The organism is Plebeiibacterium sediminum, from assembly GCF_026013605.1.
In the GTDB taxonomy this organism is placed as follows: domain Bacteria; phylum Bacteroidota; class Bacteroidia; order Bacteroidales; family Marinilabiliaceae; genus Saccharicrinis; species Saccharicrinis sediminus.
Genome location: NZ_JAPDPJ010000001.1, coordinates 172,511 through 197,984 on the forward strand (window position 1 = coordinate 172,511; position 25,474 = coordinate 197,984).

General features: G+C 32.9%; 18 protein-coding genes. 8 read left to right on the top strand and 10 right to left on the bottom strand.

Going from position 1 to position 25,474, the window contains the following annotated elements; genetic code table 11:
• Positions 1-136 precede the first annotated feature (136 nt).
• From OM075_RS00765 to OM075_RS00790, 6 genes are all read left to right on the top strand, one after another.
• Positions 137-1,117 carry a stage II sporulation protein M gene (locus OM075_RS00765; RefSeq protein ID WP_301188542.1) on the top strand — a complete coding sequence of 327 codons (981 nt, stop codon included), beginning with the start codon at positions 137-139 and terminating at the stop codon, positions 1,115-1,117.
• A 15-nt stretch (positions 1,118-1,132) separates the two neighbouring features.
• Positions 1,133-2,056, top strand: a complete 924-nt coding sequence (locus OM075_RS00770) for a hypothetical protein (RefSeq protein ID WP_301188543.1) — start codon at positions 1,133-1,135, stop codon at positions 2,054-2,056.
• A complete protein-coding gene (locus OM075_RS00775) occupies positions 2,057-2,779 on the top strand; it encodes a DUF4129 domain-containing protein (protein ID WP_301188544.1) in 723 nt (240 codons plus the stop codon).
• On the top strand, positions 2,769-3,980 hold the full coding sequence (locus OM075_RS00780) for a DUF4350 family protein (RefSeq protein WP_301188545.1): 1,212 nt from the start codon (positions 2,769-2,771) through the stop codon (positions 3,978-3,980). Before OM075_RS00775 ends, OM075_RS00780 begins: the two co-directional genes overlap by 11 nt.
• Positions 3,981-4,001: 21 nt before the next feature.
• A complete protein-coding gene (locus tag OM075_RS00785; protein ID WP_301188546.1) occupies positions 4,002-4,982 on the top strand; it encodes an AAA family ATPase in 981 nt (326 codons plus the stop codon).
• Between the two features lie 86 nt (positions 4,983-5,068).
• Complete coding sequence (locus OM075_RS00790; RefSeq protein ID WP_301188547.1) at positions 5,069-6,337, top strand: DUF58 domain-containing protein; 1,269 nt, start codon at positions 5,069-5,071, stop codon at positions 6,335-6,337.
• Positions 6,338-6,344: 7 nt separating this feature from the next.
• On the opposite strand, the gene priA is transcribed toward OM075_RS00790, so the two are convergent.
• The 10 genes from priA to OM075_RS00840 all read right to left on the bottom strand — a co-directional run bounded on the left by priA (position 6,345) and on the right by OM075_RS00840 (position 22,289).
• Positions 6,345-8,813 carry a replication restart helicase PriA gene (gene priA, locus OM075_RS00795; RefSeq protein ID WP_301188548.1) on the bottom strand — a complete coding sequence of 823 codons (2,469 nt, stop codon included), beginning with the start codon at positions 8,811-8,813 and terminating at the stop codon, positions 6,345-6,347.
• Between the two features lie 51 nt (positions 8,814-8,864).
• The gene (locus OM075_RS00800) at positions 8,865-9,815 is read right to left on the bottom strand and encodes a lysylphosphatidylglycerol synthase transmembrane domain-containing protein (protein WP_301188549.1); all 951 of its coding nucleotides are present in this window, start codon (positions 9,813-9,815) and stop codon (positions 8,865-8,867) included.
• Between the two features lie 130 nt (positions 9,816-9,945).
• Entirely contained in the window at positions 9,946-11,253 is a 1,308-nt protein-coding gene (locus OM075_RS00805) for a KamA family radical SAM protein (protein ID WP_301188550.1), read from the bottom strand.
• Between the two features lie 285 nt (positions 11,254-11,538).
• Complete coding sequence (gene rodA / locus OM075_RS00810) at positions 11,539-12,960, bottom strand: rod shape-determining protein RodA (RefSeq protein ID WP_301188551.1); 1,422 nt, start codon at positions 12,958-12,960, stop codon at positions 11,539-11,541.
• Positions 12,947-14,791 carry a penicillin-binding protein 2 gene (gene mrdA / locus OM075_RS00815; protein WP_301188552.1) on the bottom strand — a complete coding sequence of 615 codons (1,845 nt, stop codon included), beginning with the start codon at positions 14,789-14,791 and terminating at the stop codon, positions 12,947-12,949. The genes rodA and mrdA overlap by 14 nt, the downstream gene beginning before the upstream one ends.
• A gap of 11 nt (positions 14,792-14,802) precedes the next feature.
• Positions 14,803-15,321, bottom strand: coding sequence for a rod shape-determining protein MreD (gene mreD, locus OM075_RS00820; RefSeq protein WP_301188553.1), 519 nt, complete (start codon positions 15,319-15,321; stop codon positions 14,803-14,805).
• Positions 15,318-16,145, bottom strand: coding sequence for a rod shape-determining protein MreC (gene mreC, locus OM075_RS00825; RefSeq protein ID WP_301188554.1), 828 nt, complete (start codon positions 16,143-16,145; stop codon positions 15,318-15,320). The genes mreD and mreC overlap by 4 nt, the downstream gene beginning before the upstream one ends.
• A gap of 212 nt (positions 16,146-16,357) precedes the next feature.
• Positions 16,358-19,792, bottom strand: a complete 3,435-nt coding sequence (locus tag OM075_RS00830) for an efflux RND transporter permease subunit (protein WP_301188555.1) — start codon at positions 19,790-19,792, stop codon at positions 16,358-16,360.
• Positions 19,793-19,811: 19 nt separating this feature from the next.
• Complete coding sequence (locus tag OM075_RS00835; protein ID WP_301188556.1) at positions 19,812-20,924, bottom strand: efflux RND transporter periplasmic adaptor subunit; 1,113 nt, start codon at positions 20,922-20,924, stop codon at positions 19,812-19,814.
• Between the two features lie 54 nt (positions 20,925-20,978).
• Positions 20,979-22,289 (bottom strand): TolC family protein, encoded by a 1,311-nt coding sequence (locus OM075_RS00840; protein WP_301188557.1) that lies wholly within the window; start codon positions 22,287-22,289, stop codon positions 20,979-20,981.
• Positions 22,290-22,605: 316 nt separating this feature from the next.
• Between OM075_RS00840 and OM075_RS00845 the strand changes: the two genes are divergently transcribed.
• Together OM075_RS00845 and OM075_RS00850 are read left to right on the top strand one after the other, a co-directional pair.
• Positions 22,606-23,601, top strand: a complete 996-nt coding sequence (locus OM075_RS00845) for a hypothetical protein (RefSeq protein ID WP_301188558.1) — start codon at positions 22,606-22,608, stop codon at positions 23,599-23,601.
• Between the two features lie 557 nt (positions 23,602-24,158).
• Entirely contained in the window at positions 24,159-25,457 is a 1,299-nt protein-coding gene (locus OM075_RS00850; protein WP_301188559.1) for an O-acetylhomoserine aminocarboxypropyltransferase/cysteine synthase family protein, read from the top strand.
• Positions 25,458-25,474 lie beyond the last annotated feature (17 nt).

Sequence of the window (25,474 nt, forward strand, 5' to 3'; positions counted from 1 at the left end):
GATATTAAAATAAAGTTTCTCAAATGTAACAAATTTGATGTGATTAACTATATTTGAATTTCCAAACAAAATATTTTATTAATTGCATTAAATGTTTATTAAATCGCTGCAATAAATTTGTTTGCCTAACTGAATTATGAAAGAAATTACTTTTATTAATAGAAATAAAGATCGTTGGAAGAGTTTTGAGAAAAACATCAAATCTCCAACCAGTATCAATCCTGACGATCTGGCAGACCAATTTATTCAATTAACCGACGATTTATCTTATGCTAAAACGTTTTTCCCAAAATCGCCTACGATTTCTTACCTTAATTCTTTAACTATTCAAACACATCAACAGGTTTATAAAAATAAAAAAGAGAAATCGAATCGTTTTAGTTCTTTTTGGAAAAAGGAACTGCCTTTAGAATTATATCATGCCAGAAAATATTTCTACATCTCTATCATCATTTTCTTAATTTCATTTGCACTAGGAGCAGTCTCTGCAATACACGACGATGGATTTATCAGGCTAGTTACCAGTGACGAATATGTAAATACCACGCTCGATAATATTGAAAAGGGTGACCCTATGGGTATTTATAACAGCGCCGGAGAATTTGAAATGTTTTTTAGGATTACTTTTAACAATATTAAAGTATCATTCATAGCGTTTATATTTGGCATATTAACTCCAATTGCTGTTGGATTCATTCTATTTTACAATGGAGTAATGCTGGGATCATTTCAGACATTCTTCTATTTAAAGAATTTATTTGCCATATCCACATTAACAATATATATACATGGAGCATTGGAAATTCCAGCAATAGTGCTGGCTGGTGGTGCCGGAATAATTTTAGGTAATAGCTACTTATTCCCGGGTACTTATCCCAGAATGGTTTCCTTACAAAAGGGAGTTAAACGTGGCTTAAAAATAATGTTAGCCTTAGTGCCCGTTTTTATAGTGGCAGGATTTTTAGAAAGTTTTGTGACCAGACATTACGAAACAATGCCTACAATTCTGAATCTGGCAATTATACTTTGCTCCTTATCCTTTATTGTTTGGTATTTTTTCATTTATCCAATCGTTGTCTACAAAAAACATAATATAATTACGGACTCAAAAGAATAATTTTTAATAATTACAATGAACCAGGAAAGAATTGAACTTAAAAAGAAACGTACTTTTAGTGATGTGTTGAATGCCACATTTGTATTTATAAAACAGGAATATAAATTATTCTGGAAAATGATTTTTTTATATGCTGGTATTCCTGTTCTTCTATACTCTATTTTTAGCACAGTATATTTTAGAAATACTTTCAATCAGATCATTAAAATATTTTCTAATCCTCAACAGGCACAACAGTATGGTCAAAATCTCTCCGGAGAGGTAATTCTTATTTACATACTTTCTATAGTTATGTATTTGTTTTTCTATGGACTTACCTATGCTTATGTAGTTCAATATACAAACAACGATAAAAAAGTAAGTTCCATACACAGTGTATGGTCCTTGTTTACTCATAAGTTTGGAGCACTATTAGGATACTCATTATTAACCATTCTTATGATTGGTTTTGGCTATGGTATTATATTTTTATTTTTAGGAGCTCTTGGCAATCCATTGATTATAGGAGTTGTTGGCTTTATTACCATTTTGGCTTTAATGTATGTAATGATTGTATTTTCATTTATTTTAATTGTAAAGGTTAATGAAGATGAACCTTACCTTGAATCGGTAGGAAGATGCTTTTATTTGATTAAAGGACATTGGTGGGAAACTTTTGGATTAGTAATTATTGCAGCAATAATTGGATGGGCATTAAGTTTAGCGCTTACAATTCCGGTAACGTCTTATGTTACAGCAAAAGGGTTTCTATCAGACTCAAAAAGTATTGATATGGTTCCTGCAATAATCGTTTCTGTTGCATCAACAATAACAACCATTATTTCAACTCCGATTTTACCCTTAATACTATCATTCCAATATTTTAGTTTATGTGATCATAAAGATAATGCATCACTAATTGATAGAATTAAAAACATCAACAATAACCCAGAGGAATAAATGCTAAAATACTGTCGTATATTACTCTTAACCTTATTTCTGGTATCTGGATATATTTCTTTTGGACAAAAGGAAGCCACAATTGATACATCAGAAATTATTTACAGACACCCATCTGCTGAAAAGATTGAAGCATACAAACAGATGAGTGAGTATCAATATGACAGATTTGAAGCTCCTGAATCATTATGGGACAAGGTATTAAAATGGTTTTTTAATCTGTTTAAAGATATAGGTATTGAACCGAACGTAGTTAAATATACCTTAATTGGTATTGGTGTTTTGATATTGGTTTTTATAGTACTAAAACTACTGGGAATAAAACCTACCGGTTTATTTATTTTTAAACACGATACCAAAGTAACTCAACTAAATTTTAAACAGAGTGATGAAGACATCTACAATCAGGATTTGGATAAACTACTTCAACTTAGTATCAGAAACAAAGCTTATAGAGAAGCAGTTAGACTCCAATACTTAATCTGCTTGCGTCATCTGGATCAATCTAAAAAAATTGATTGGAAACCATGGAAAACAAATCATGACTATTATTACGAGATAACAGACAAAAAACATAACGAAGGTTTTAAGCAACTAGTTACCAACTACGAGTATGTGTGGTACGGACAGTTTCCTGTTGACAACAACTTATTTACAGAAATTCAGAATCAGTTTGAGACTTTTATGTCCTTTGAAAAACAACAATTAGGATATGGTAAATAATAAAAACAAATATCTGCTTTGGGGCATAATTGCTGGTTTCATACTTTATCTGGTTATATTAGTCCTTAACCCTAAACCTGTTGATTGGAGTTTAAGCTTTTCAAAAGATGACGACATTCCGTATGGAAATAAAATTCTGTTTAATGAACTGGAAACAGTATTTGATTCTTCAGATATTTACACTTGTCATTCTCCAATGTATAATTACATTGACAATAATCGTTTTGATGAATATGATGACGCGTCTTTTATATTTATAAATACAGGATTTACACCAGCTGAAATTGATTTTAATAAATTACTGAATTGTGTAAAGCATGGAAGTAATATTTTTATTGTGGCCTCATCGTTCTCTAAAAACGTAACAGATTCACTCAATTTCAAAGTAGAATCAAAGATCAATATTTATACAGGTAAGAATGATTCCATCAACTTAAACTTTGAAAACTCAAAACTAAAAAATGAAACAGGCTATACTTATAGAAGAGCCTATTCAAAAAACTTTTTCTCAAAAATAGATACAGCAAGATCTACAATTCTTGGGAAAATAAAAGACACAGGAACTAACTTTATTAAAGTACAATATGGTGAAGGTCATTTCTTTATAAATTTAAATCCTTTTGTTTTCACCAACTTTAATGTCCTTCTGGATAATAATTACGAATATGTATTTAAATCACTTTCCTATTTACCCAGAAATACAAAAGTAATTTGGGATGAATACTATAAAGGTAAACCTCGACCATCTAGTTCGTTAGTCAGGTACATTCTTTCGCAAAAAGCTTTAAAATATGCCTGGTATATATTATTATTCGCCATCGCAAGTTATTTAATCTTTGGTGCTAAAAGAGTTCAACGACGTATACCCATAGTTGATCCGCCCAAAAACACAACATTAACTTTTATTGAAACCATAGGAAGACTCTATTTTAGAAAAAAGAACCATTTAGATCTGGCTCAAAAAAAGTTTAACTATTTCTTAGAATTTCTTCGCACTAAATATTTCATAAATACATCTGTTATTAACGATGACTTCATCAAAGAAACATCAGTTAAACTGGATCTGCCTGAGAAAATTATTAAAAAACTGTTTTCGCAGGCGGAACGATTAAAAATGAATATATCATATACCGAAGAAGATCTTGAACAACTCAGCAGAAACATTGAGTTTATATATCAAAAATGTAATAAATCAAACTGATCATAAAGAAATATCAATTAAATGGAAAATAATACGCCTTTTGAAAGCAGATTGAATTTAGATAATTTAAATAAAGCTGTTTATCAAATTAAAAATGAAATAACTAAGGTTATTGTAGGACAGGAAAAGATTATTGACCTCATGTTAACCGCACTTTTAGCCAATGGTCATGTTCTTTTAGAGGGAGTTCCGGGAATAGCTAAAACTATGTTGTCTAAACTATTAGCTAAAACCATTTCTACTGACTTTTCCAGAATTCAATTTACACCGGATTTAATGCCATCGGATGTTTTGGGTACAACCATATATAATTCCGGAACTTCAATGTTTGAATTTAAACAAGGACCCATATTTTCCAATCTTGTTTTGATTGACGAAATCAACCGTTCTCCCGCAAAAACCCAATCGGCATTATTTGAAGTAATGGAAGAACGCCAGGTAACCATTGATGGGGAATGCAGAGAAATGCAGCCACCCTTTATTGTTTTTGCCACACAGAATCCTGTGGAACATGAAGGTACTTACAGATTACCGGAAGCCCAATTAGATCGATTTTTATTTAAGATTGAATTGGATTACCCAAATCTTGAAGAAGAAATTCAAATCATTACAAATGCACAAACCAGAAAGGCTCAAAAAGAATTAGAGTTGATCAATGCCGTGATCAAAGCTGAAGAAATTGTAAAATATCAATCGCTGGTTAAGGAAGTAATTGTTGAACAGGATTTAATAAGATACATTGCACAGGTTGTTGAAAAAACGAGAAAATCAAACAGTATATTTCTAGGAGGAAGTCCAAGAGCTTCATTAGCTATTTTAAATGCATCCAAGGCATTTGCAGCTATTGAAGGAAGAGATTTTGTTACACCTGAAGACATTAAGTTTGTGCTGACTCCAGTTTTAATACACCGTGTAATTTTAACTCCTGAAAAAGAAATGGAAGGAGTAACAACACAACAAGTCATTCAACAAATTATTGACTCGGTTGAAATTCCAAGATAAAACCTGAATTCTATATGCGTCATTTCTGGAGATCACTTTTTTTAACTCATCGCTTTTTTGCAGGCTTAGCAATAATCATTGTGCTAATGATATTAGGGCAATATTTTCAGCCCATATTTATCCTAACTCAACTGTTATTCGCTCTGTTTGTAGCTCTTTTTGCCATTGATTTTGTACTACTTTACCATAAAGGAAGTCAAGATAAAATCAAAGGGAAAAGGCAATTGCCCGAGCGTTTCTCTAACGGTGATTTAAATAAGGTTCATCTTTCATTAAGTAACCATTTTGGATTTAAGATAAATGTTAAAGTCATTGATGAACTTCCTGTTCAATTTCAAAAGCGTGATTTTCTTGAAAGTTTCCATTTAAAGGCATACGAAGACAAAAGTTTCAGTTATGATGTACGCCCTGTTACCAGAGGTGAATATCACTTTGGGGCACTAAATATTATTATCAACACACCACTATCCTTACTTTCTAAACGATATATATTTGATGCGAATGCGATGGTAAAAGTATATCCATCGTTTATTGAAATGCGCAAGTTCGAATTATTAGCCATTTCAAATCGTTTAACTGAAATAGGGATAAAGAAAATTAGAAAGATTGGTCACCAAATGGAGTTTGATCAGATCAGAGATTATATAACCGGCGACGATTACAGGACCATTAACTGGAAAGCTACAGCCAGAAAAGGCCATTTAATGGTGAATCAGTATCAGGATGAAAAATCGCAACAGGTATATAGCTTAATTGATATGGGACGTAACATGCAAATGCCATTTGAAGGAATGACTTTGCTTGACTACGCGATCAATACTTCTTTAGTACTCTCCAATATATCTATGCTTAAGCATGATAAAGCCGGATTAATTACCTTTAGTAACAATATCCATTCAATGGTTCCTGCAGCAAGAAATGGCAGACATATGCAGGCGATCATGGAAATATTATACAATCAACAAACCAACTTTAAAGAACAAAGTCTGGAATTACTATATGCGCAAATTCGAAGAAAAATAACACATCGCAGTTTATTAGTGCTATACACTAACTTTGAAAGTTTGAGCTCAGCCCGAAGACAAATTCCTTTTTTACAAGCCATAGCCAAAACACATTTGCTGGTTGTAGTATTTTTTAAGAATACGGAGGTATCAAAAATTACTGAGAAACCAATTCACAGTGTTAAAGATATTTATATTAAAACCATTGCCGAAAAATTTATTTACGATAAAAAACTCATCGTAAAGGAGTTGAATCAGCATGGCATACAAACCGTATTAACAACTCCCGGCGATCTGACTGTTAAAACGTTAAATAAATATCTTGAAATTAAATCCAGAGGTATTTTATAAATGCTTGTTACATCGGATCAACATCTGCCTGAACAATTGTTGCTTTAAATCCAGGATGAGATACTAAAGTGGTAATAGCATCCTGAATCAGATCTTTTACTTTAGTTAAAGAAACACCACCTTCAATTTTGAGCATAATTTTACGTAAATGCCAATTTTGAATTTTACTAATAGTCGGTGCTTGTGGTCCAACTACCCGATGACTAAAAACACTCCTTAAATACTCACCTAAATAATCCGAAGCTTGATTTACCGTATTTTGATTACGATGCTTCACAGTTAAGTATATCAATCTGTAATAAGGAGGATATTTATATGCTTTTCGCTCTTCCATTTGAGAATGGAAATGTTGATTAAAATTATTATTAATCACATCTATAATTACAGGATTATCCGGATTTGATGTTTGCAAAATAACAGTGCCCTGTTTCTTTTTACGACCTGCACGGCCACTTACCTGTGACATTAATTGAAAACTACGTTCAAATGCCCTGAAATCGGGATAATTTAGCATACTATCAGCATTTAGTATACCCACCACACTCACATGATCAAAGTCCAATCCTTTTGAAATCATTTGAGTTCCGATTAAAATATCAATCTCTCCCCTTTCAAAATTACCGATGATAGTTTCGTGTGATTTTCTGGTTCTGGATGTATCCAAGTCCATACGGGCCACTTTTACTTCAGGGAAAATAAGTTTAATATCTTCCTCAATCTTTTCCGTACCAAATCCTTTTGTTTGTAATGAAGGCGAACCACAAGCTTTACAAACTCTTGGTAGAGTGTATGAGTTACCACAATAATGACAAGTCAATTGATTGATATGCTTATGATAGGTCATACTCACATCACAATAATCGCATTTAGGCACCCAACCGCATTGATTACACTCTAAATAAGGTGAAAAGCCTCTTCTGTTCTGGAATAAAATAATCTTTTCATCATTTTCAAGCGCCTCGTTAATATGCTGGACAAGAACTGGAGAAAAATGAGAATTCATTTTTTTCTTACGACGTTCCTCCCGAACATTAACTGTAATGATCCTGGGCATCTGAATACCCTCGTAACGTTCAAACAACTCAACCAGGCCATATTTACCCAATTGAGCATTTTGATATGACTCTAACGATGGAGTTGCCGTTCCTAATAAAACTTTTGCCCCATGATAATGTGCCAGAACCATAGCTGCATCGCGAGCATGATATCTGGGAGCAGGATCAAATTGTTTATATGTATTTTCATGCTCCTCATCAATAATAATTAAGCCAAGGTTATCAAAGGGCAAGAAAACTGAAGACCGAACTCCAACAACAACCTTGTAATTATTATTTTTTAAAATATCATCGTAAACTTCAACTCGCTCTGCATCTGTATATTTAGAGTGATAAATACCTAACTCGTTTCCAAATACTTTTTTTAGTCGAGACGTAATTTGAGTAGTAAGCGCAATTTCCGGTAATAAATAAAGTACCTTTTTCCCTTTTTCTAATTGCTCTTTAATCAGATGTATATATATTTCAGTTTTACCACTTGATGTAACACCATGAAGTAAAACAGAATTCTTATCCTCGAAATGAGTTTTAATCTGATCATACGCTTTTTGCTGAGATTCACTCAGCTGATGAACACCTCTTAAAGAATCATTGGATTTTGTTAATCGAGAAATCTGTTCTTCCTCTTCTACGAAATATCCTTTTTTTACCAACTCCTTTATTTGAGTTGAAGATGCATTACTTTTATCTCGTAACACATTTTTATCAATAGATTTTGCAAAATTTGAAGGATTAGCTCCGCCAATTAGCGTAAAGAAAGTCATAAAGATTTCAAGTTGCTTTTTGGCATTTCCTAAATCAGTAAAAGCATTTTGAATTTTTTGTTCTTTATAATAGTCTTCCGACAGCCTGATTATCTTTTTTGTTTTGGGCTTATACCCGTCTTTTAACCGTTCACTAATAAATACAGCTTCTCGCTCCAACAACGATTTTATAATGGGCAGGGAATTCTTTAAATCAGTAAGATTATTCAAGTCTTGGATAGTAGCCGTTTTATTTTCCGACAAATAATCCAAAACAAGATTTTCCTTAGGGGATAATTTTTCTTCAGCTATAAATTCTGAATTATAATGCACTTTGGTTTCACTCTCCAGCTTTAAACCTGATGGAAGTGCAGCCTTATACACTTCGCCAAGAGTACACATATAATACTGAGCAATCCAGTTCCAAAAGTTCAGCTGAATTTCATTAACAACAGGTGTTTCATCTAAAACAGAGATGATTTCTTTAGTTTCATAATCCTCTGGTTTAGTATCATGAAGTGAATAGATAATACCTGAATAAATCTTCTTTTTCCCAAAAGGAACGATTACTCTGGAACCTATCTCTACATTAGATATCCATTCTTCCGAGATTTCATAAGTGAACAATCTGGGAAGTGGAACCGGTAAAATAATATCTGCAAAATAAACAGTCTTCATTACCCACAAAAATAACGAAGTATTCTGTTAAACCGTATTAAAGAATATGAATTAATTAAGATCTTCGTTTTTGAAAATTTTAGAAGGATTATATGCATAATAACCACCAAACAATGAAATAAAAAGTGAGATCAAATAGAATATTAAACTTAAAGCAACAGCATGATCTTCATTCAATCCTAAGTACTGAGATCCAAACATAAAAGTAACCTCTCTTAAGCCTAAACCTCCCAATGAAATAGGTATGGCAGACATAATACTGGATAAGAAAAATAAGAATAAATAATCATCTTCCATACCAGATAACTCTGTACCCATCGATTTCAGAATTAATATGGCAGAAAACATTTGAAATGCCTGAATAATCAAAGATAAAGCAAAAACCTTCCACGTTGCTGGTACTAAATGTGAACTAAATAATCGGAGATAAATATAATATCCAACAGCTATAATTGGAATAAATACCACAAAGTAATTTAAGAAAGGATTAATCCATACTAATATTTCATGTACTAATTTAATGCCTCCTTCAGGAACGCCTGATTTACCTAAATCGTAATCAATAAAATACACTAAAGCACAAATATAAATAACAATAACAGCTAAACCACTTAACCTATCGGCAAATATGGTACCTATTAAACGTTTTACCGATGTTTTATAATTCTTATTTAACAAGAAGATTTTATAACCATCGCCACCAACTCCTCCTGGCAAAAACATATTGTAGAACATTCCCAGCCAATAAAGCTTAATATTTGCTACAACACTAATTTTTATTGGCACATATCTATAAAATGTGTTTAAGCGATACGAACTAATCACCTGCGAAAAAGCATATAAAATTATGGCCAGCAATAAAAACCAAATATTAATACCTGTTACGGCATTAATTGTTTCCTGAAAATCAATTTTTTGAAACACATAGTATAGTGCGGCAACAGATAAAGCTATTTTAGCAATAAGTTTTAAAGCCTTAGAGTATTTTTGTAAGAATTTCAAGATGATTAAAATTTAAATTTATTAGGCACAAAAATAGTTTATTATTTATATAAAAAAACAAACAACCATATATTACCAAAATACAGATAACATATGGTTATTAATGCTTTATATTATATGTAAAGATGCTTTACCCTAACAATATCTCTGCCAATTCTTCCTCATAAAAGAAATTTTCCATATCAAACGCAGGTTTTAAATCATCAATCCACTGTGCATGACAATCAAACTTAGCAAAAAATGGACGAGCAACCCAATCGCTATTTCTACCTTGAATAAATTCAAGGGTAATAATCTTTTCTCCTTTTATTTCTGTAACTCCGGCAACCCGAATTTTACCAGGAGTACAAGACATACTTGGCCCTCTAACTGTTCTTGCTATTCCACTGACTTGTGTATAAGCCCTTTTAAATATACTCCAGGCCTTTACGATTGGGATACCAAAATATTCTTGTGCTCCGGTATCTCTGGCAATAAACATATAATATGGGATCATTCCCAAATTAACTTGTTTTTGCCACATATCAGCCCAAATATCACCATGCGCATTAATGTGATTTAATACTGGAGATTGTGTTCTGATAACAGCACCAGTTTCTCTGATTCTTTTTACTGCACTTTTAACAGCTTCCGTTTCCAACTCTCTTGGATGATTAAAATGTGCCATAAATGATAAATTCATTCCTGACTTTGTGATTTTTTCAAAGACAGAAATCATTTCATCTGCGTCAGAATCTGTTAAATATCTATAGGGCCAGAAACTAAGTGATTTGGATCCAATTCGAATTGTTTGTAAATGTTCTATTTTGGCATTTAGTATTTTTGTAATATAAGCATCAAAAATACTGGCTTTCATTACCATTGGATCGCCACCTGTAATAAGTAAATCTGTTATTTCAGGATGTTGCTTAATGTACTCGATTATTAAATCAATCTCTTTCATGGAGAATTTGAGATCGTGCATATTTGTAAATTGTGGCCACCTAAAGCAAAACGTACAATATGCATGACAAGTCTGTCCTTGAGAAGGGAAAAACAACATTGTTTCACGGTACTTATGTTGCACACCATGTAACTTTTCGCCGTCTAATTCAGGAACATTATATTCAAGCTGGCCGGCAGGATGCGGATTCATTTTCTCACGAATGATATTTGCTTCCTCCCTTAAGATTGTATTTGATGCTCCTGATTTGATTAATGTTGCCATGTGATTAAAATCCTCTGGATACAACATTCCCTTTTGTGGAAAATTCAGGATGAACATAGGATCCTCATGAAAGTTTTCCCAGTTAATCAGTTCATTTACCACATAATTGTTCGTTTTAAAAGGAAGAACATGGCCTACTACCTCAATATTAAGAATATCTTCATCCGACAACATTGATATTTGCGGGATATTTTTAAAATTATGCAATGTATACGTCTGATACTTCATCATAATCATGCTTTCTTTTTAAAAGTTATTACCATATTATCGGTTCTCGACGAGCAATACTTTAATACAGAAAAAATTACTTCTTAAATCATAAGAAGTTCATTTTCTAATTAATAACGTGGTAAATTTTGCCCCGGTATAGTCCATGACATATCTTAAGTTACGAATAATAATGACTCATGTCAAATTCGCACTTACAATTAGATAAACACGCAATTTATTGATTTAAAGTAGATTACTTGCCAAAAACACAAAAACGCGACAAAAATAGTAAAAAATTGTAAGAAATCACCTGATAAGTTCGCCCCGATTGGTATCAAGCTTTAGAAATATAAATAACAAAGTGGTAAATCCCCATAAGGAAGAACCCCCATAACTAAAGAATGGAAGCGGGATTCCTATTACTGGAGCCAAACCAATCGTCATACCTATATTAATAGAAAAATGGAAGAAAAAAATAGAAGCTACACAATAACCATATATTCTACTGAACACAGAATGCTGTTTTTCTGCCAATATGATTAACCTGATCATCAAAAACATAAACAAAAGTACAACTACAGATGTACCAATAAATCCCCACTCTTCGCCAACAGTACAAAAAATAAAATCAGTACTTTGTTCGGGTACAAAATCAAACTTGGTTTGTGTACCATCCAAATAACCTTTGCCGAGTATACCTCCGGAACCAATTGCTATTTTAGATTGATTTACATTATAACCTGCCCCTAATGGATCATCTTTAAAACCAAGTAGTACATTAATTCTATTACGCTGATATTCTGATAATATCTCTTCTACAAAATAATCCGTTGAAATAGTAAATGCTATACCTCCCCACATAAATAACAATGCAGGTAAAACGGGTTTTAATCTCTTACTTATACCTTTAACTGCTAAAAAAACTGATATAAATACTGCGGCTAGCAATGTAAATAAATCCCATCTTGGTTCTTTTCCAATAATGCGAAACACAAGATAGCTCAATCCAAAACCAATAAAACCAACCAAGGCAGTATAGCCTACTAATTTTATATTTATTTTTAGGCTAAGAAAAACATATATTCCAATTATAATCAACCAAAGAATCAACACATTAGGATAAACTAGTGTTAGTACAGAAACTACTGCCCCAATAAAAGCAAAAACCAATATACTTCCGGATAATCCTTCTCTATAAAGTGGTAATACCAAAATAAAGAAAACGAGTGCTGAACCGGTATCATTTTGTAAAAGGATGCATATGATTGGTAAAATCCAAACCAAACCAACTCTTAGTACATTGGACCTCTTTTTAAAAGAAAAATCATACCTACTCATTAACCTGGACAAAGTAAGTGCAGTGGCGACTTTTGCCAGCTCTACAGGCTGAAAACGCACAGGGCCTAACTCAAACCACGACTTAGCTCCATTGATTTCTTTACCTAAAAATATTACCGTAAACAAAAGGAAGACCGACAATCCGTACAGAAAATATGAAAATGCCACATAGAACTTACTATCCGTCATAAATATTACCCAGATAATTACCAAAGACAAGGCAATCCACATTAACTGCTTTGCATACTCTCTACTCGTATCAAAAAATACTGGATTTTCAGGGTTGTAATTAGCTGCATAAATATTAAACCAGCCAAATGCAACCAACAATACATAGGTAAATACGGTTAACCAATCAATAGATTTTATGTAACTATTATTTTGTGGCATGAATCAAGTCTCCTTCTAACATTCTTTTTTCAATCCATTTACGAGATGGATCAATTTCTTTTTTCAAATACTTCTCAACCATCAAACTAGCAATTGGAGCAGCATAAGTTGAACCAAATCCACCGTTTTCAACATAAACAGCAATAGCTATTTTAGGATTATCTTTAGGTGCAAACGCCACAAATACAGAATGGTCTTCTCCATGTGGGTTTTCAGCTGTTCCGGTTTTACCACAAATCCTGATTCCAGGTATACGGGCAATACCAGCAGTGTTTCCTCCTGTACCCCAAACTGCTAATTCCATACCTTCAATTACCGGTCTGAAATTCACCGTATCAACACCCGTTTCGTGAATCTGTGTAAACTTTGACGGAATGGTATCATTCTCAATTTCTTTAATAATATGAGGAGTAAAGTATTTTCCTTTATTTGAAATTGTTGCAACCATATTGGCAATTTGAAGCGGTGTTGTTAATAACTCTCCCTGACCAATAGCTAATGAAACAACAGTTAAAGACGACCAACTTTTATTATAAATTTTATCGTAAGTTTTATGATTGGGAACAAATCCTCTCTTTTCATTGGCAAAATCAACACCTAGTTTGTATCCGAATCCAAATCTTACCAGATAATTTTTCCAAAGCTCAAATCCATCCTGAACAGTTTCATTTTTTGGATTATCAATGATATCTCGAAATACATGGCAATAATATGCATTACATGAACCCGCAATAGATTGTCGTAAATCCAATGGACTTGTGTGATGATGACATCCTAAATGAAAACTTCCCACAGAATAACCCATGTAACACTCAAACTTAGATTGCGGAGTTATTACACCCTCCTGCAAACCAATCAATGCATTTAAAGGTTTAAATGTTGATCCGGGAGGATATAACGCCATTATAGGCCTGTTAAATAATGGTTTTAGAGAATCCGTACTCAATTCAACGAAATTCCCTGCTCGTTTTTTACCCACAAATAATGAAGGATCATAACTTGGTGCAGATATCATACTAAGAATTTCTCCACTTTCAGGCTCAATAGCTACAACAGAACCAATTTTATTGGCCATTAACTCTTCGCCGTATTTTTGCAGGTCAATATCAATAGTAAGTTTTATATCTTTTCCAGCCTCAGCAGGTATATCAAAACGTCCATCCCTGAAAGCACCTTTTTCTCTACCATGAACATCAACTAAAACATATTCATATCCCTTTTTACCCCGAAGAAATTTCTCATATGTTGATTCTATCCCATTAATCCCATGATAATCACCATTTATATAATAATCATCCTTTTTAATGGTACTTGGGCTAACTTCTCCAATATAGCCAAGTATATGACCTGCATTGGGATATTCATATTTTCTTAAAGTTCTACGCTGAACAAAAAATCCATCAAACTTATATAGTTTTTCTTGTAAATAACCATATTGTTCTGCTGATAATTGCTTATAAAAAATAGAGGGTTTAATAGTTGATATCTTTCTATTACGAATTTTCACCCTCATTTCATTAAATAAGTCTTTCAATTCATCTTTTGAAATATTTAATGCTCTGCAAAAAGATACTGTATCCATAGGTTTGAGCTCCTTGGGTACAACCATTAAATCATAGTTAGCCTGATTGGAAACTACTAAGGTGCCATTTCTATCATAAACCAATCCTCTTGCAGGGTAATTAATTATCTCTCTTCGGGTATTACTTTCAGCAGAGAATTTATATGAAGGATCATAAACCTGAAGAATAAACAGTTTTATGACAAAGGCAATCCCTATAGAAATATAGATTAAGGCAACAACTAATGTTCGTCTGTTTAAATTTTCCACCCTGCTCTTTTTTAAATTCTATTACGTTTTTGATAAGTAAACAATAGAGTTATTGCCATTAAAATTAAGGTAAAAACTGAACTAAAAATAGTTTTACCGAATACCTCAATAATATTTGAAAACGAAAAGGATTCTATGAAAAAATAAAAAAGGTGATGTATTACTACCAATATACCTGCATACTTAAAAAACCATGGAAATCCATAAAATGAAGGAATAGGTAAGGTACCTACTTCATATCCTTCACGAGGCGAAATGCGCATTAATACAAATCTACGCAAATAGGCCATCAATAAAATTGCGGCCATATGCATACCTGGTGTATTTGAAAATATATCGATGCTTACTCCTAAAATAGATGCTAAAACAAGCAAAAGCCACCCTGGTGTTTCAAAGGGTAACGTTAAAATAAATAGCACATACAGGTATGGATTTATATAACCGGAGAATTCAATTTTATTCAGAATTAAAACCTGAAGAAAAATAAAAAAGAAAAAATTGAATATATATCTTGGTATTAAACTAATCATTGTACGCTCTCCTCCTCTAATTGTAATTGCTGATCCTGAAAAATATTTTCAACTACCTCAACATAATTCAACCTTGCAAAATCAACACTAAGTTTCACCTTAATTTTATAGAAGCTCTCTCCAACAGGATGCTCAACACTCTCAACCGTTCCTATCAAAACACCTTCTGGAAATGTACTTGAGAATCCACTTGTTATTACCTGTTCACCCAACTGAACATCGGCATGTTCAGGTATTTCATCAAGGATAACATGATGAATTGACTTATTATCCCAGCTTACCGAACCAAAAAAGTCGGAACCTTTAAGCTTGGCGGATATCTTTAAACGGGGATTAAGAATAGATAATGCTGTACTAAAATTATCGGTACATTTAATTACAATTCCTACAACGCCCAAGCCAGAAATAATTCCCATATCAGGTTTAATACCATCTAAACTTCCTTTATTAAGGGTGATATAGTTAAAGTGCTTACGAATTGTATTATTAACAACCCTGCAAGTTCTATATTTATACTGTGTAGATGTACTTGAATCTCCTACAAGAGCAAAATAATCTCTTGCCTGAACAAACGAAGTCGGCAATTGGCTTCTTAAATAGGCATTTTCTTCTGCAAGTTCCTGATTAACTTTTTTAAGAACAAAGTACTGTTCAATATTACTAACCGTTTCAAATAATCCACCACTCATTTTTGATGATGAACTTAAATATATGGCTCTTTGATTTTGATTATATGTTACAATTAAAATAAAAGCAACCATCTCTAAAAGGATAAACAATAATCCTATATGGTGCTTAATTAAAAAATGTAAGAAATTCCTCATTAATATGTTGCGTTGATTTCTTTATACTAAAGATATTTAACTTATATACAACACCATAAACTATAAAACGCTTCATTTTATTATGATGCTCTATTCAGTCAAGCGTAAAGTTAGTCTTTAACATTTAATTTTCATTACGAATATTCAATTATCACGAAAAAATGGGGAATTTTCAGATTTCCCCTAATAAAAATATCCATTATAAAATAACACTACATCTTACCCATAATGCGCAACATTTTCTTCTTGGTTAAAACGGCAATTCGATACATTACAGGAACAATAATCAAAGTTAAAAATGTAGCGAAAGTCAAACCAAAAATTACGGTCCATGACATAGGTGACCACATGGCAGCCATATCTCCTCCAAAACTGATATTTGGTTCAAAACTACTTAATAATCCCCAGAAATCAATATCAATTCCAATAGCCATTGGGAATAATCCTAAAACAGTAGTTATTGCAGTTAACAACACAGGACGCAATCTGGTTTTACCCGCCAAAACAATACACTCGGTAGCTATATCAACTGGCAAAAAAACTTTTTCTCCAAGTCCTAACTCAGCACGTTTTTGATTTTTTAAAAGCTCTATATAATCAATCAATACGATTGCATTATTTACAACTACCCCAGCCAGAGATACTATCCCAATACCAGTCATGATAACCACAAAATCCATTTTGAAAGTGGCTAAACCTCCAAACACACCAATAGTACTAAACAACACACTTGCAATTATTATAAAGGGTTTAACAATAGAGTTAAATTGCGAAACCAAAATAATCAGGATTAAAGCTATTGCCAGCCCCAGGGCAAAGGATAAAAACTCCATGGATTCAGCCTGCTCCTCCTGCTCTCCGGTAAACTTATATTCATAACCTGTTGGCATTTCAAAATCCTCGAGAACAGCTTTAATTTCATTATTCACATTATTGGCATTATAACCTTCCACAACATTAGAATACAGGGTAACCACACGATCTAAATCAATTCGTTTTACCGCATCATAAGTAGTTGTATATGTAAAACTGGCCACAGCAGAGATTGGTATTTGCATTAACTTACCCATATTGTCTCTGAAAACAATCTTCTGATTCATTAATGCCGGTATACTGTTCCTGAACTCTTCTTTTAAACGTAGCTGAATAGGATATTTATCTTCTCCAATTTTATAGTCTGATACCTCTTTCCCAAACAAAGCAGTTCGCAAAGCACTTGAAACCTGTGCAGTGCTCATTCCAAACCTTCGTACTTTTTCACGGTCGATGGTAACAATCATCTCTGGCTTATTTACATTGAGATCCATCTTTAAGCCTTCAATTCCTTCAATCTGTTCTCTTTCAATAATACCCTCAATCGTATCGGCCAAATAGACTAATTCATTAAAATCATAACCAGAAATCTCCAAATTAATAGGTTTTCCAGTAGGAGGTCCTCCACTATCTCGATCAATTGTAAATATGGCTCCCGGATAATTATAGGTGAGACTATCATTAAATAGTTTCAAAATCTTAGCTGTTTTAACTCCTCCTCTATCTTCATAATCAACAAAAGAAACTGTCACAAGACATTTGTTATCTCTGGTTGAAAAATCAAGATCATCTTCTAACCTCGCACCATCTCCTACATTGGTCAATACTGACTTAACTGCACCTTTATAAGGTTCAATCATTCTGATGATATCTTTTTCTAATGTTTTGGCAAATTTATCAGTTGCAGTAATATGTGTACCTGCAGGTAATTCTACGAACACATTAATAAAGTTAGGATCTCCGGATGGAAAGAAAACCATATTAGGAGAACTCATAAAATAAAATGCTATAGTTAAAAACAACAATAAAATAGTGCCCAACAGTAAATTCCTTGGACGTTTCCCTGTTAAAGCCCCGGTAAGAAATTTTACATAGATACGTTCCAATGTGTCGAGAAAGGTGGTTTTAAACCAAATTCCTATTTTAGCAAAAAACAGATAATTCATTATTGAAACAAATGCTGCAATAAATAAAAGACTTCCGAGAATATTTAACCCCAAAACATAAGAGAGAATTCCCAACACCACAAGAATCACAACTATACGAATAACAATAAATTTATCCGGAATCTTATCCTCATCAGAGTGCTTAATAAACATTGATGAAAAAACCGGAATAATAACCAATGCCACAAAAAGTGAAGACGAAAGCACTATAATTAAAGTTATTGGCAGGTATTTCATAAATTCACCCATCACAGAATCCCAAAATACCAAAGGAAAAAATGCAGCCAGAGTTGTTAAGGTCGATGCAATAATTGCAACTGCAATTTCACCAACAGCTCTTCGTGCAGCTTCTATAGGCCTGTAACCTTTATCTATAAACCTATAGATATTTTCAACAACAACAATGGCATTATCCACCAGCATTCCCAGTGCCAATATCAATCCAAACAATACCATCATATTTATGGTATAACCAATAATCTGTAATACCACAAAAGATAGAAACATCGATAAAGGAATTGCCAGGCCAACAAAAAGCGCATTTCGGGTTCCTAAAAAGAAAAACAATACCAATATCACAAATAGCATACTCATAATCATACTATTCTCAAGGCTATTTAACTGAGCCTTTACCATATCAGATTGATCATTAGTAATGGTTATTTGTAATGCTTCCGGAAAAATATGATCAGCTCTTATTTCTTTAAGAATATCATCTATTTGAGCGGTGGCATTCAAAAGATTTTCTCCACCTTTTTTTATCACTTGTAATGATATAACAGGTTGCTCATTTAATCTGGTGATACTCGAAGGTTCTTCATAACCATCAACTACTTCAGCTATATCATATAAATAAACAATTTTCCCTTCTTCACTTTTTACAATAATGTTTTCGATTTCACTAACTGAAGTAAATTCACCTAAAGCCCTAATGGATCGTCTTGTGTTTCCAAGTTTAATTTCGCCACTTGAAATACTCATATTTTCATAGGCAATGGCATTCTCAATATCGTTAAAACTAACTTTATGAGCAGCCATTTTTAAAGGATCTGCATTTACTTTGATTTCCTTTTCATTGATACCTTGAATTTCTACTTTAGATATTTCGGATAAGGCTTCGATTCTATCTTCAAGAATTTCTCCGTATTTTTTTAACTCATCAATACTATAATCTCCCGATAAATTGATATTCACCACAGGAAACTCTGAAGCATCAATATCCTGAACTACAGGATCTGAGGGTAAATCATCAGGCAAATCATCCATTGCGTCATCAACAGCGTCTTTACAATCCTGCAAGGCCACTTTGTTATCAATACCGCTGTTAAATACTATTAATACATATGAGAATCCTTGCGAAGAAGTTGATTTGATATCCTTAATTCCGTTAATCGTTTCCAATTCCTTTTCAATCGGACGGGTAACCAGGTTTTCAATATCAAGAGGTGCATTTCCAGGGTAGGGAGTCATCACCATAATCCATGGCAATTCAACCTCCGGAAATAATTCTTTAGGTAAAGTATTGTAAGAAACCAATCCGAAAATGGCCAATGAAAACGTTAAAAGTAAAACCGTGGTTTTATTTCGTAAGGCAAGACTTGTCAGCTTAAATTCTCTAACAATCTTTTCTTTAATACTATCTTTATTTATATTTTGATTTTCTTGCATTTCAATAATGATTAAAACTTTATCTTAATTCAACCAAAGTTCCATTCGAAACAGTATTAAATCCCTCTACAATAACCTGATCTCCCTCTTTTAATCCTTTTACAACAACAGTTTCATCTTTATATGAACGACCTGATTCCACATATATCTTTTTTGCAGTATTATTTTCTACAACAAATAAAAACTGCCCTGTAATATCATTCTTAATAATTGCTGAAGGCACCACCAATGCATTTTCCAGTTTGTAATCATTAATCTTCATCGAAGCCATCATATTAGGCTTTAATTTATTTTCTTGATTTTTTAATACAACCTGTACATTAAAAGTCCTGTTTTCAGGATGGATAATATTTCCCGTTCTTACAATGGGTTCTTTAATAATTAAATCAGGATAGGTTGAAAAAGTCAATTCAATGGTATCTCCCGAGTGTATAAATGGCAAAAAAGCTTCAGAAACTTCTGAATTTATTTTCATCTTACTTAGATTAACAAACTGAAGAATTACTGCTCCGGGAGAAGAAAGTTCTCCTTCTTTAGAAATAATATTATCCACAATTCCATCAAATGGAGCTTTAATCTGATAAAGATCAAACTGAGCTTTTTGTGTTTCCAAGGTTCTTTCCAGGGACTCTTTATTCGTTTTAGCCTGAAGATATTCAATTTCCGACCCTATATTCTGATCCCAAAGACTCTTTTGTTTATCGTAAACATCTTTTGCTAATTCAAGATTTGTTTCTATTTCTTTAATAGCATTGGAAATAATAGTTGAATTCAAAGAAACCAGCAGTTGCCCTTTTTGAACATATTGTCCTTCTACAACATGAATCAATTTTATCTGAGCTGGTACTTCAGGACTAATATTCGCACTTTGTACGGCTTCGAGTAAGCCACTGGCTAAGATAAAATGTTTAAAAACCCGGGCTGTTACTTCTTTTGTAACTACCGGAAGTTTAAATTTTACACTATCTTCTGACAGCATCTTCAATTCCTTTTCAAGCTTTGTATTTTCCTTTTTCAAAGCTTTAATTGTCTTTCTGTTTTCTGCTATCTTAGCTTTAATTTCTTCCTTTTCTGAAGAAGAACATGCAGCTAATATGGTAAACAATATGATGTAAGTAATTATTTTTTTCATTGTAATAGTTGATTTAAATTGATTCCTACTCAGACATTTGAATCCTCACAAATTCTACAATTGAGAGTTTGCCTTTTTATAAACGATGTATAAGTTAAAGTAATTCATAGCTGCATTATTGTAATTAATAACAGACTCTATCATATTTCCCTCATTTTGCGACAACTCAAGACTATTCAACAATCCATTTTTAAACTTAACAAGCGATTTTTGATAGATTCGTTCAGATATTGTTTTCGATTCTCTGGCATTTAAAAATTGTTTCTGAGCATTTTCAAGATTAGCCTTTGCTACAATTAAATCTCGCTTTAAGCTTTGTTCAACCATCTGTTTTTCAACACTTAATTTTGAGAGCTCATATTTCTTTTGTTTTAACTGAGCAGATCTCTGTCCACTGGAAAAAATTGGAACAGACAAAGCTACTCCAAGCATGGAACCTTCTGTTTTGACTAAGTCAGACCAATTTTGTCCGAAATATGCATAGTCGTAAGTTAAAAAGGCACTTAATCTGGGCATAGCTAAAGCCCGTTGATTTTTAATATCCAAACCTTTAATGTCAATTTGAGTCTGAATGGTCTGGTAATCAATATGAGTTTTTATATCACTCATTAATGTTGGTGTTGTGGGAATAGTAAGAAGAATATCATTAATACTCTCTGATAATTTTAATGGTTTATCGATATCATAACCCATTGCAAATTTTAATATTGACAGGGCTATTTTATATTGATTTTCAGCATCATCATACATACGTTGTGATTCATTAACCATTAATTTTATTTGATCTACCTCAATATCTTCCCTAAAGCCTTTTTCAAAATAGGCTTCAATTTGCTTTAAGGTATTTTTATTTGTCTCAAGTGTTGCTTTAAAATCCTGAATATTCTGTTTGGCTACAAGCGTTAAAAAATAAGCTTCGGCAACTGCTTGTTTTAACTCAATATTGGTTTTTCGTTCCACATTTTCCGACAGCCGAACATAAACCTTACTAGCCTGTAACCCTACAAAATAAGAACCATCAAAAAGCAATTGATCCACTCTGCCTCCAATTGAATTATTGTATTTAGTACCAAAAACTGTGGTGATAGTAGTGTCTCCAAATTGGATTTGATTCTCCTGAAGTTTTAGGTTGTTGGCTATTGATCCGCTTCCATTAATTTGAGGTAAACCAATAGCAATCGTTTCATTCACTTTTTTTCTGGCTATATCAATATCATATCTTGCATTAATACTCTGATAACCAAATTCTGTTGCATAAGCCATTGCCTGACTCAGTGTAACCTCAAGGGTATCAGTCTGAGCTTTTACAAAATAAGGAAATAAAAGAAATAGTATAATTACATAGTACTTTCTTTTGTTCTTCATATAATTTTCAGGTTCTTGGGGTTATAAAATCATTTGTTTAAACAAACTGCATCCATCTAATTCTTAATCAAATCTACAAGAGTGAATAATTGTTTCAAATCACAATTCGGTAAATAGCACTTTTTAATCGGTAAATGAGCTTACAAAATGACACTTAGTTTTTTTCATTTTGCAATAAGTTATTCGTCTACTCATAAAAATAGAAAACTAAATTAATATAGAAACTATTTTAATGTCAATAGTTTCTGTTTTAAAAACTTATAATAATTACATTTGATTTTCGTTTAAACTTAATATAACATATCATTTGTGTCCTATGACCACAATTCAGTACAAAAACGATTATTTAAATAAAACCCTTGCCATCATAGTTTTTATGATGCTACTAGTGCCTGTAAACATTGATGCACAGCGTAAATCAGGCAGGAATAAAGGTTCCAGTAAAAGAGAAATTCGTAAACGACAGGAAGAAGCCAATAAAAAAAGCAACTATAACAAATTCAATGAATTAGTTCCAATGGGTAGTTCTGCATCTATTGCACGAAATGATTTTATCTGGAGCTATGAAACAGCCAATACAGTTCCTTTAGATGGTGGTGATATCAGTTTAATTAGTCCAACCAGATTAAGCTTTAGAAGAGGTGTAGAAATCGGTACATCAATAGGTTCTGCAGCATTTATTCCGATGATTTACTACAAACGCAGATGGACAGAAGACAAGCTATACATTGCTACCCGTCATCAGCTTTACTCTTTTTTACCGGGATTGCAGATTATGCGCAATAATAATTACAACCAGTTTATACCTGAAAACTCTGCTATTCCAGAAGTTGTTGCACTAAAGAATGAAATTATAGTAAGTAAACCATTTTTAAAAGATTTAAAGTGTGGCGGCATTAAACAACCTTACATTATTTTAACTGCTGGCTTATCATACGACTACGGGATAAAAATCTCTGAAACAGATGTTAAGCTTGTCAATTATAAGTTTGTTCGTTCAAGAAGTGGTGTAATTTTGGGTGATGGAGGATTTTTTTCTGCACGAGTTCAGGGAGATTTTTATCTAAATCAGGATCTTTTTCTAACGGTGGCAGCACGTGGGTTGTTTGCAGGCAAAACATATGGAAATGCTTTTGAGCAAAACTCCCTGGTAAGATATAAGATCTCACCAAAATTTGCACTTAGTGGTGGCTATTGGATGAGTTTTGGCAAAGGTGATGGTACAATGTTCCTTCCTGTAGTTGACTTAACCTACTACTTTGGGACTCGCGAAATAAGAGAAAAAGGTTTATTTGGGAAAGGAAGAATGTAGCTTCCCCTTCCCAATATGTTGTAAACTTAAATTGTAAAAAATAACACAATTGAAATGAGAACAATTACCTGAAGAATTAGAAAACGAACAGGTATTTCAATCTTTTTCATGCAGTTGACAAGAGACAGAATTTGAGCTTTCATAAATAAAGTATTTTGGTTATTAGTTACTCTTGCTTAGACTATAAAAAATCCTTAAGGTTGCTTTTAAAACGAAAAAAAGTTGAAAATATTTTGTTTTGGTAGGAATTTATAGGGTCATATCACAAAAAAAAGAACATAAACTCTTTTTTTATAATTTCATATTCGCTTAATTTGTATCAACATTTTTATTACAAGTGAAAAACAACAATAACATATTATCTTTCCTTTTGAACAACATTGTTGTTACCTCCAAAAACTTATTTGGTTATACAGGTATGATGTGTCGCATGATGATGATGACATTCTAGTGTCATGGCGCATTGTATCAGAATAATTTCATTTCATTCACCGATTATAATGCGCCAGGCATTGTTAAGGAAAGAAATGTAGATTATTCAATTAAACTTTTATACCATGTCAGACTTAAAATTTGAAACACTTCAGTTACACGCTGGTCAACAGGTTGATTCCGATACGAACTCAAGAGCAGTTCCAATTTATCAAACCTCATCTTATGTATTTAACGATGCTGATCATGCTGCCAATTTATTTGGCTTAAAAGAATTTGGAAACATTTACACTCGTATTCAGAATCCAACTACTGATGTTTTTGAAAAGCGCGTTGCTGCACTTGAAGGTGGTGTTGCTGCACTAGCAGTTTCATCCGGACAAGCTGCTCAGTTTATCGCAATGAATAATATTCTTCAGGCAGGAGATAATTTTGTTTCAACATCATATTTATATGGTGGAACATACAACCAGTTTAAAGTACAATTTAAACGCCTTGGTATTGAAGTAAAATTTGTTGAAGGGGATAATCCGGCAGATTTTGAATCAAAGATTGATGAAAACACTAAAGCTATTTATCTGGAAACTATTGGTAATCCACGTTTCAATATTCCTGATTTTGAAAAAATAGCAGAGATCGCACAGCGTCACGAGATTCCTTTAATTGTTGACAATACATTTGGTGCCGGTGGTTATTTATTTCGTCCACTTGAACACGGAGCCAATGTTGTTGTAGAATCGGCTACAAAATGGATTGGTGGCCATGGTACTTCTATTGGTGGAGTGATTGTTGATGGTGGTAATTTTAATTGGGGTAATGGTAAATTCCCTTCCATCTCAGAACCAAGTGAAAGCTATCATGGATTGAATTTCTGGGAAGTATTTGGTGAAGGTGGTCCTTTCGGAAACATTGCTTTTGCCATCAGATGTAGAGTAGAAGGCTTACGTGATTTTGGTCCTGCATTAAGTCCTTTCAATTCATTCTTATTACTTCAGGGTCTTGAAACTTTATCATTAAGAGTTGACCGAACTGTTGAAAATACATTAAAAGTAGCTCAATGGTTAGAGCAACATCCTGAAGTAGAATACGTGAATTATCCGGGATTGGAAAGTTCACCTTATCATTCATTAGCTAAAAAATATTTAACTAAAGGATTTGGCGGTGTACTAACCTTTAAGATTAAAGGTGGTAATGAGAGAGCTGATAAGTTTATTGGAAGTTTAGATTTAATCAGTCACCTTGCAAACATTGGTGATGCTAAAACACTGATTATTCACCCTAGCACAACTACACATGAACAATTAAGTGTTGAAGAGCAAAAAGCTTCAGGTGTTGAACCTGGATTATTAAGGCTATCTGTTGGAATTGAACACGTAGATGATATCAAAGCTGACCTGACACAAGGTTTTAGCAAATCAAAATAAAACATTATTGATCCTGT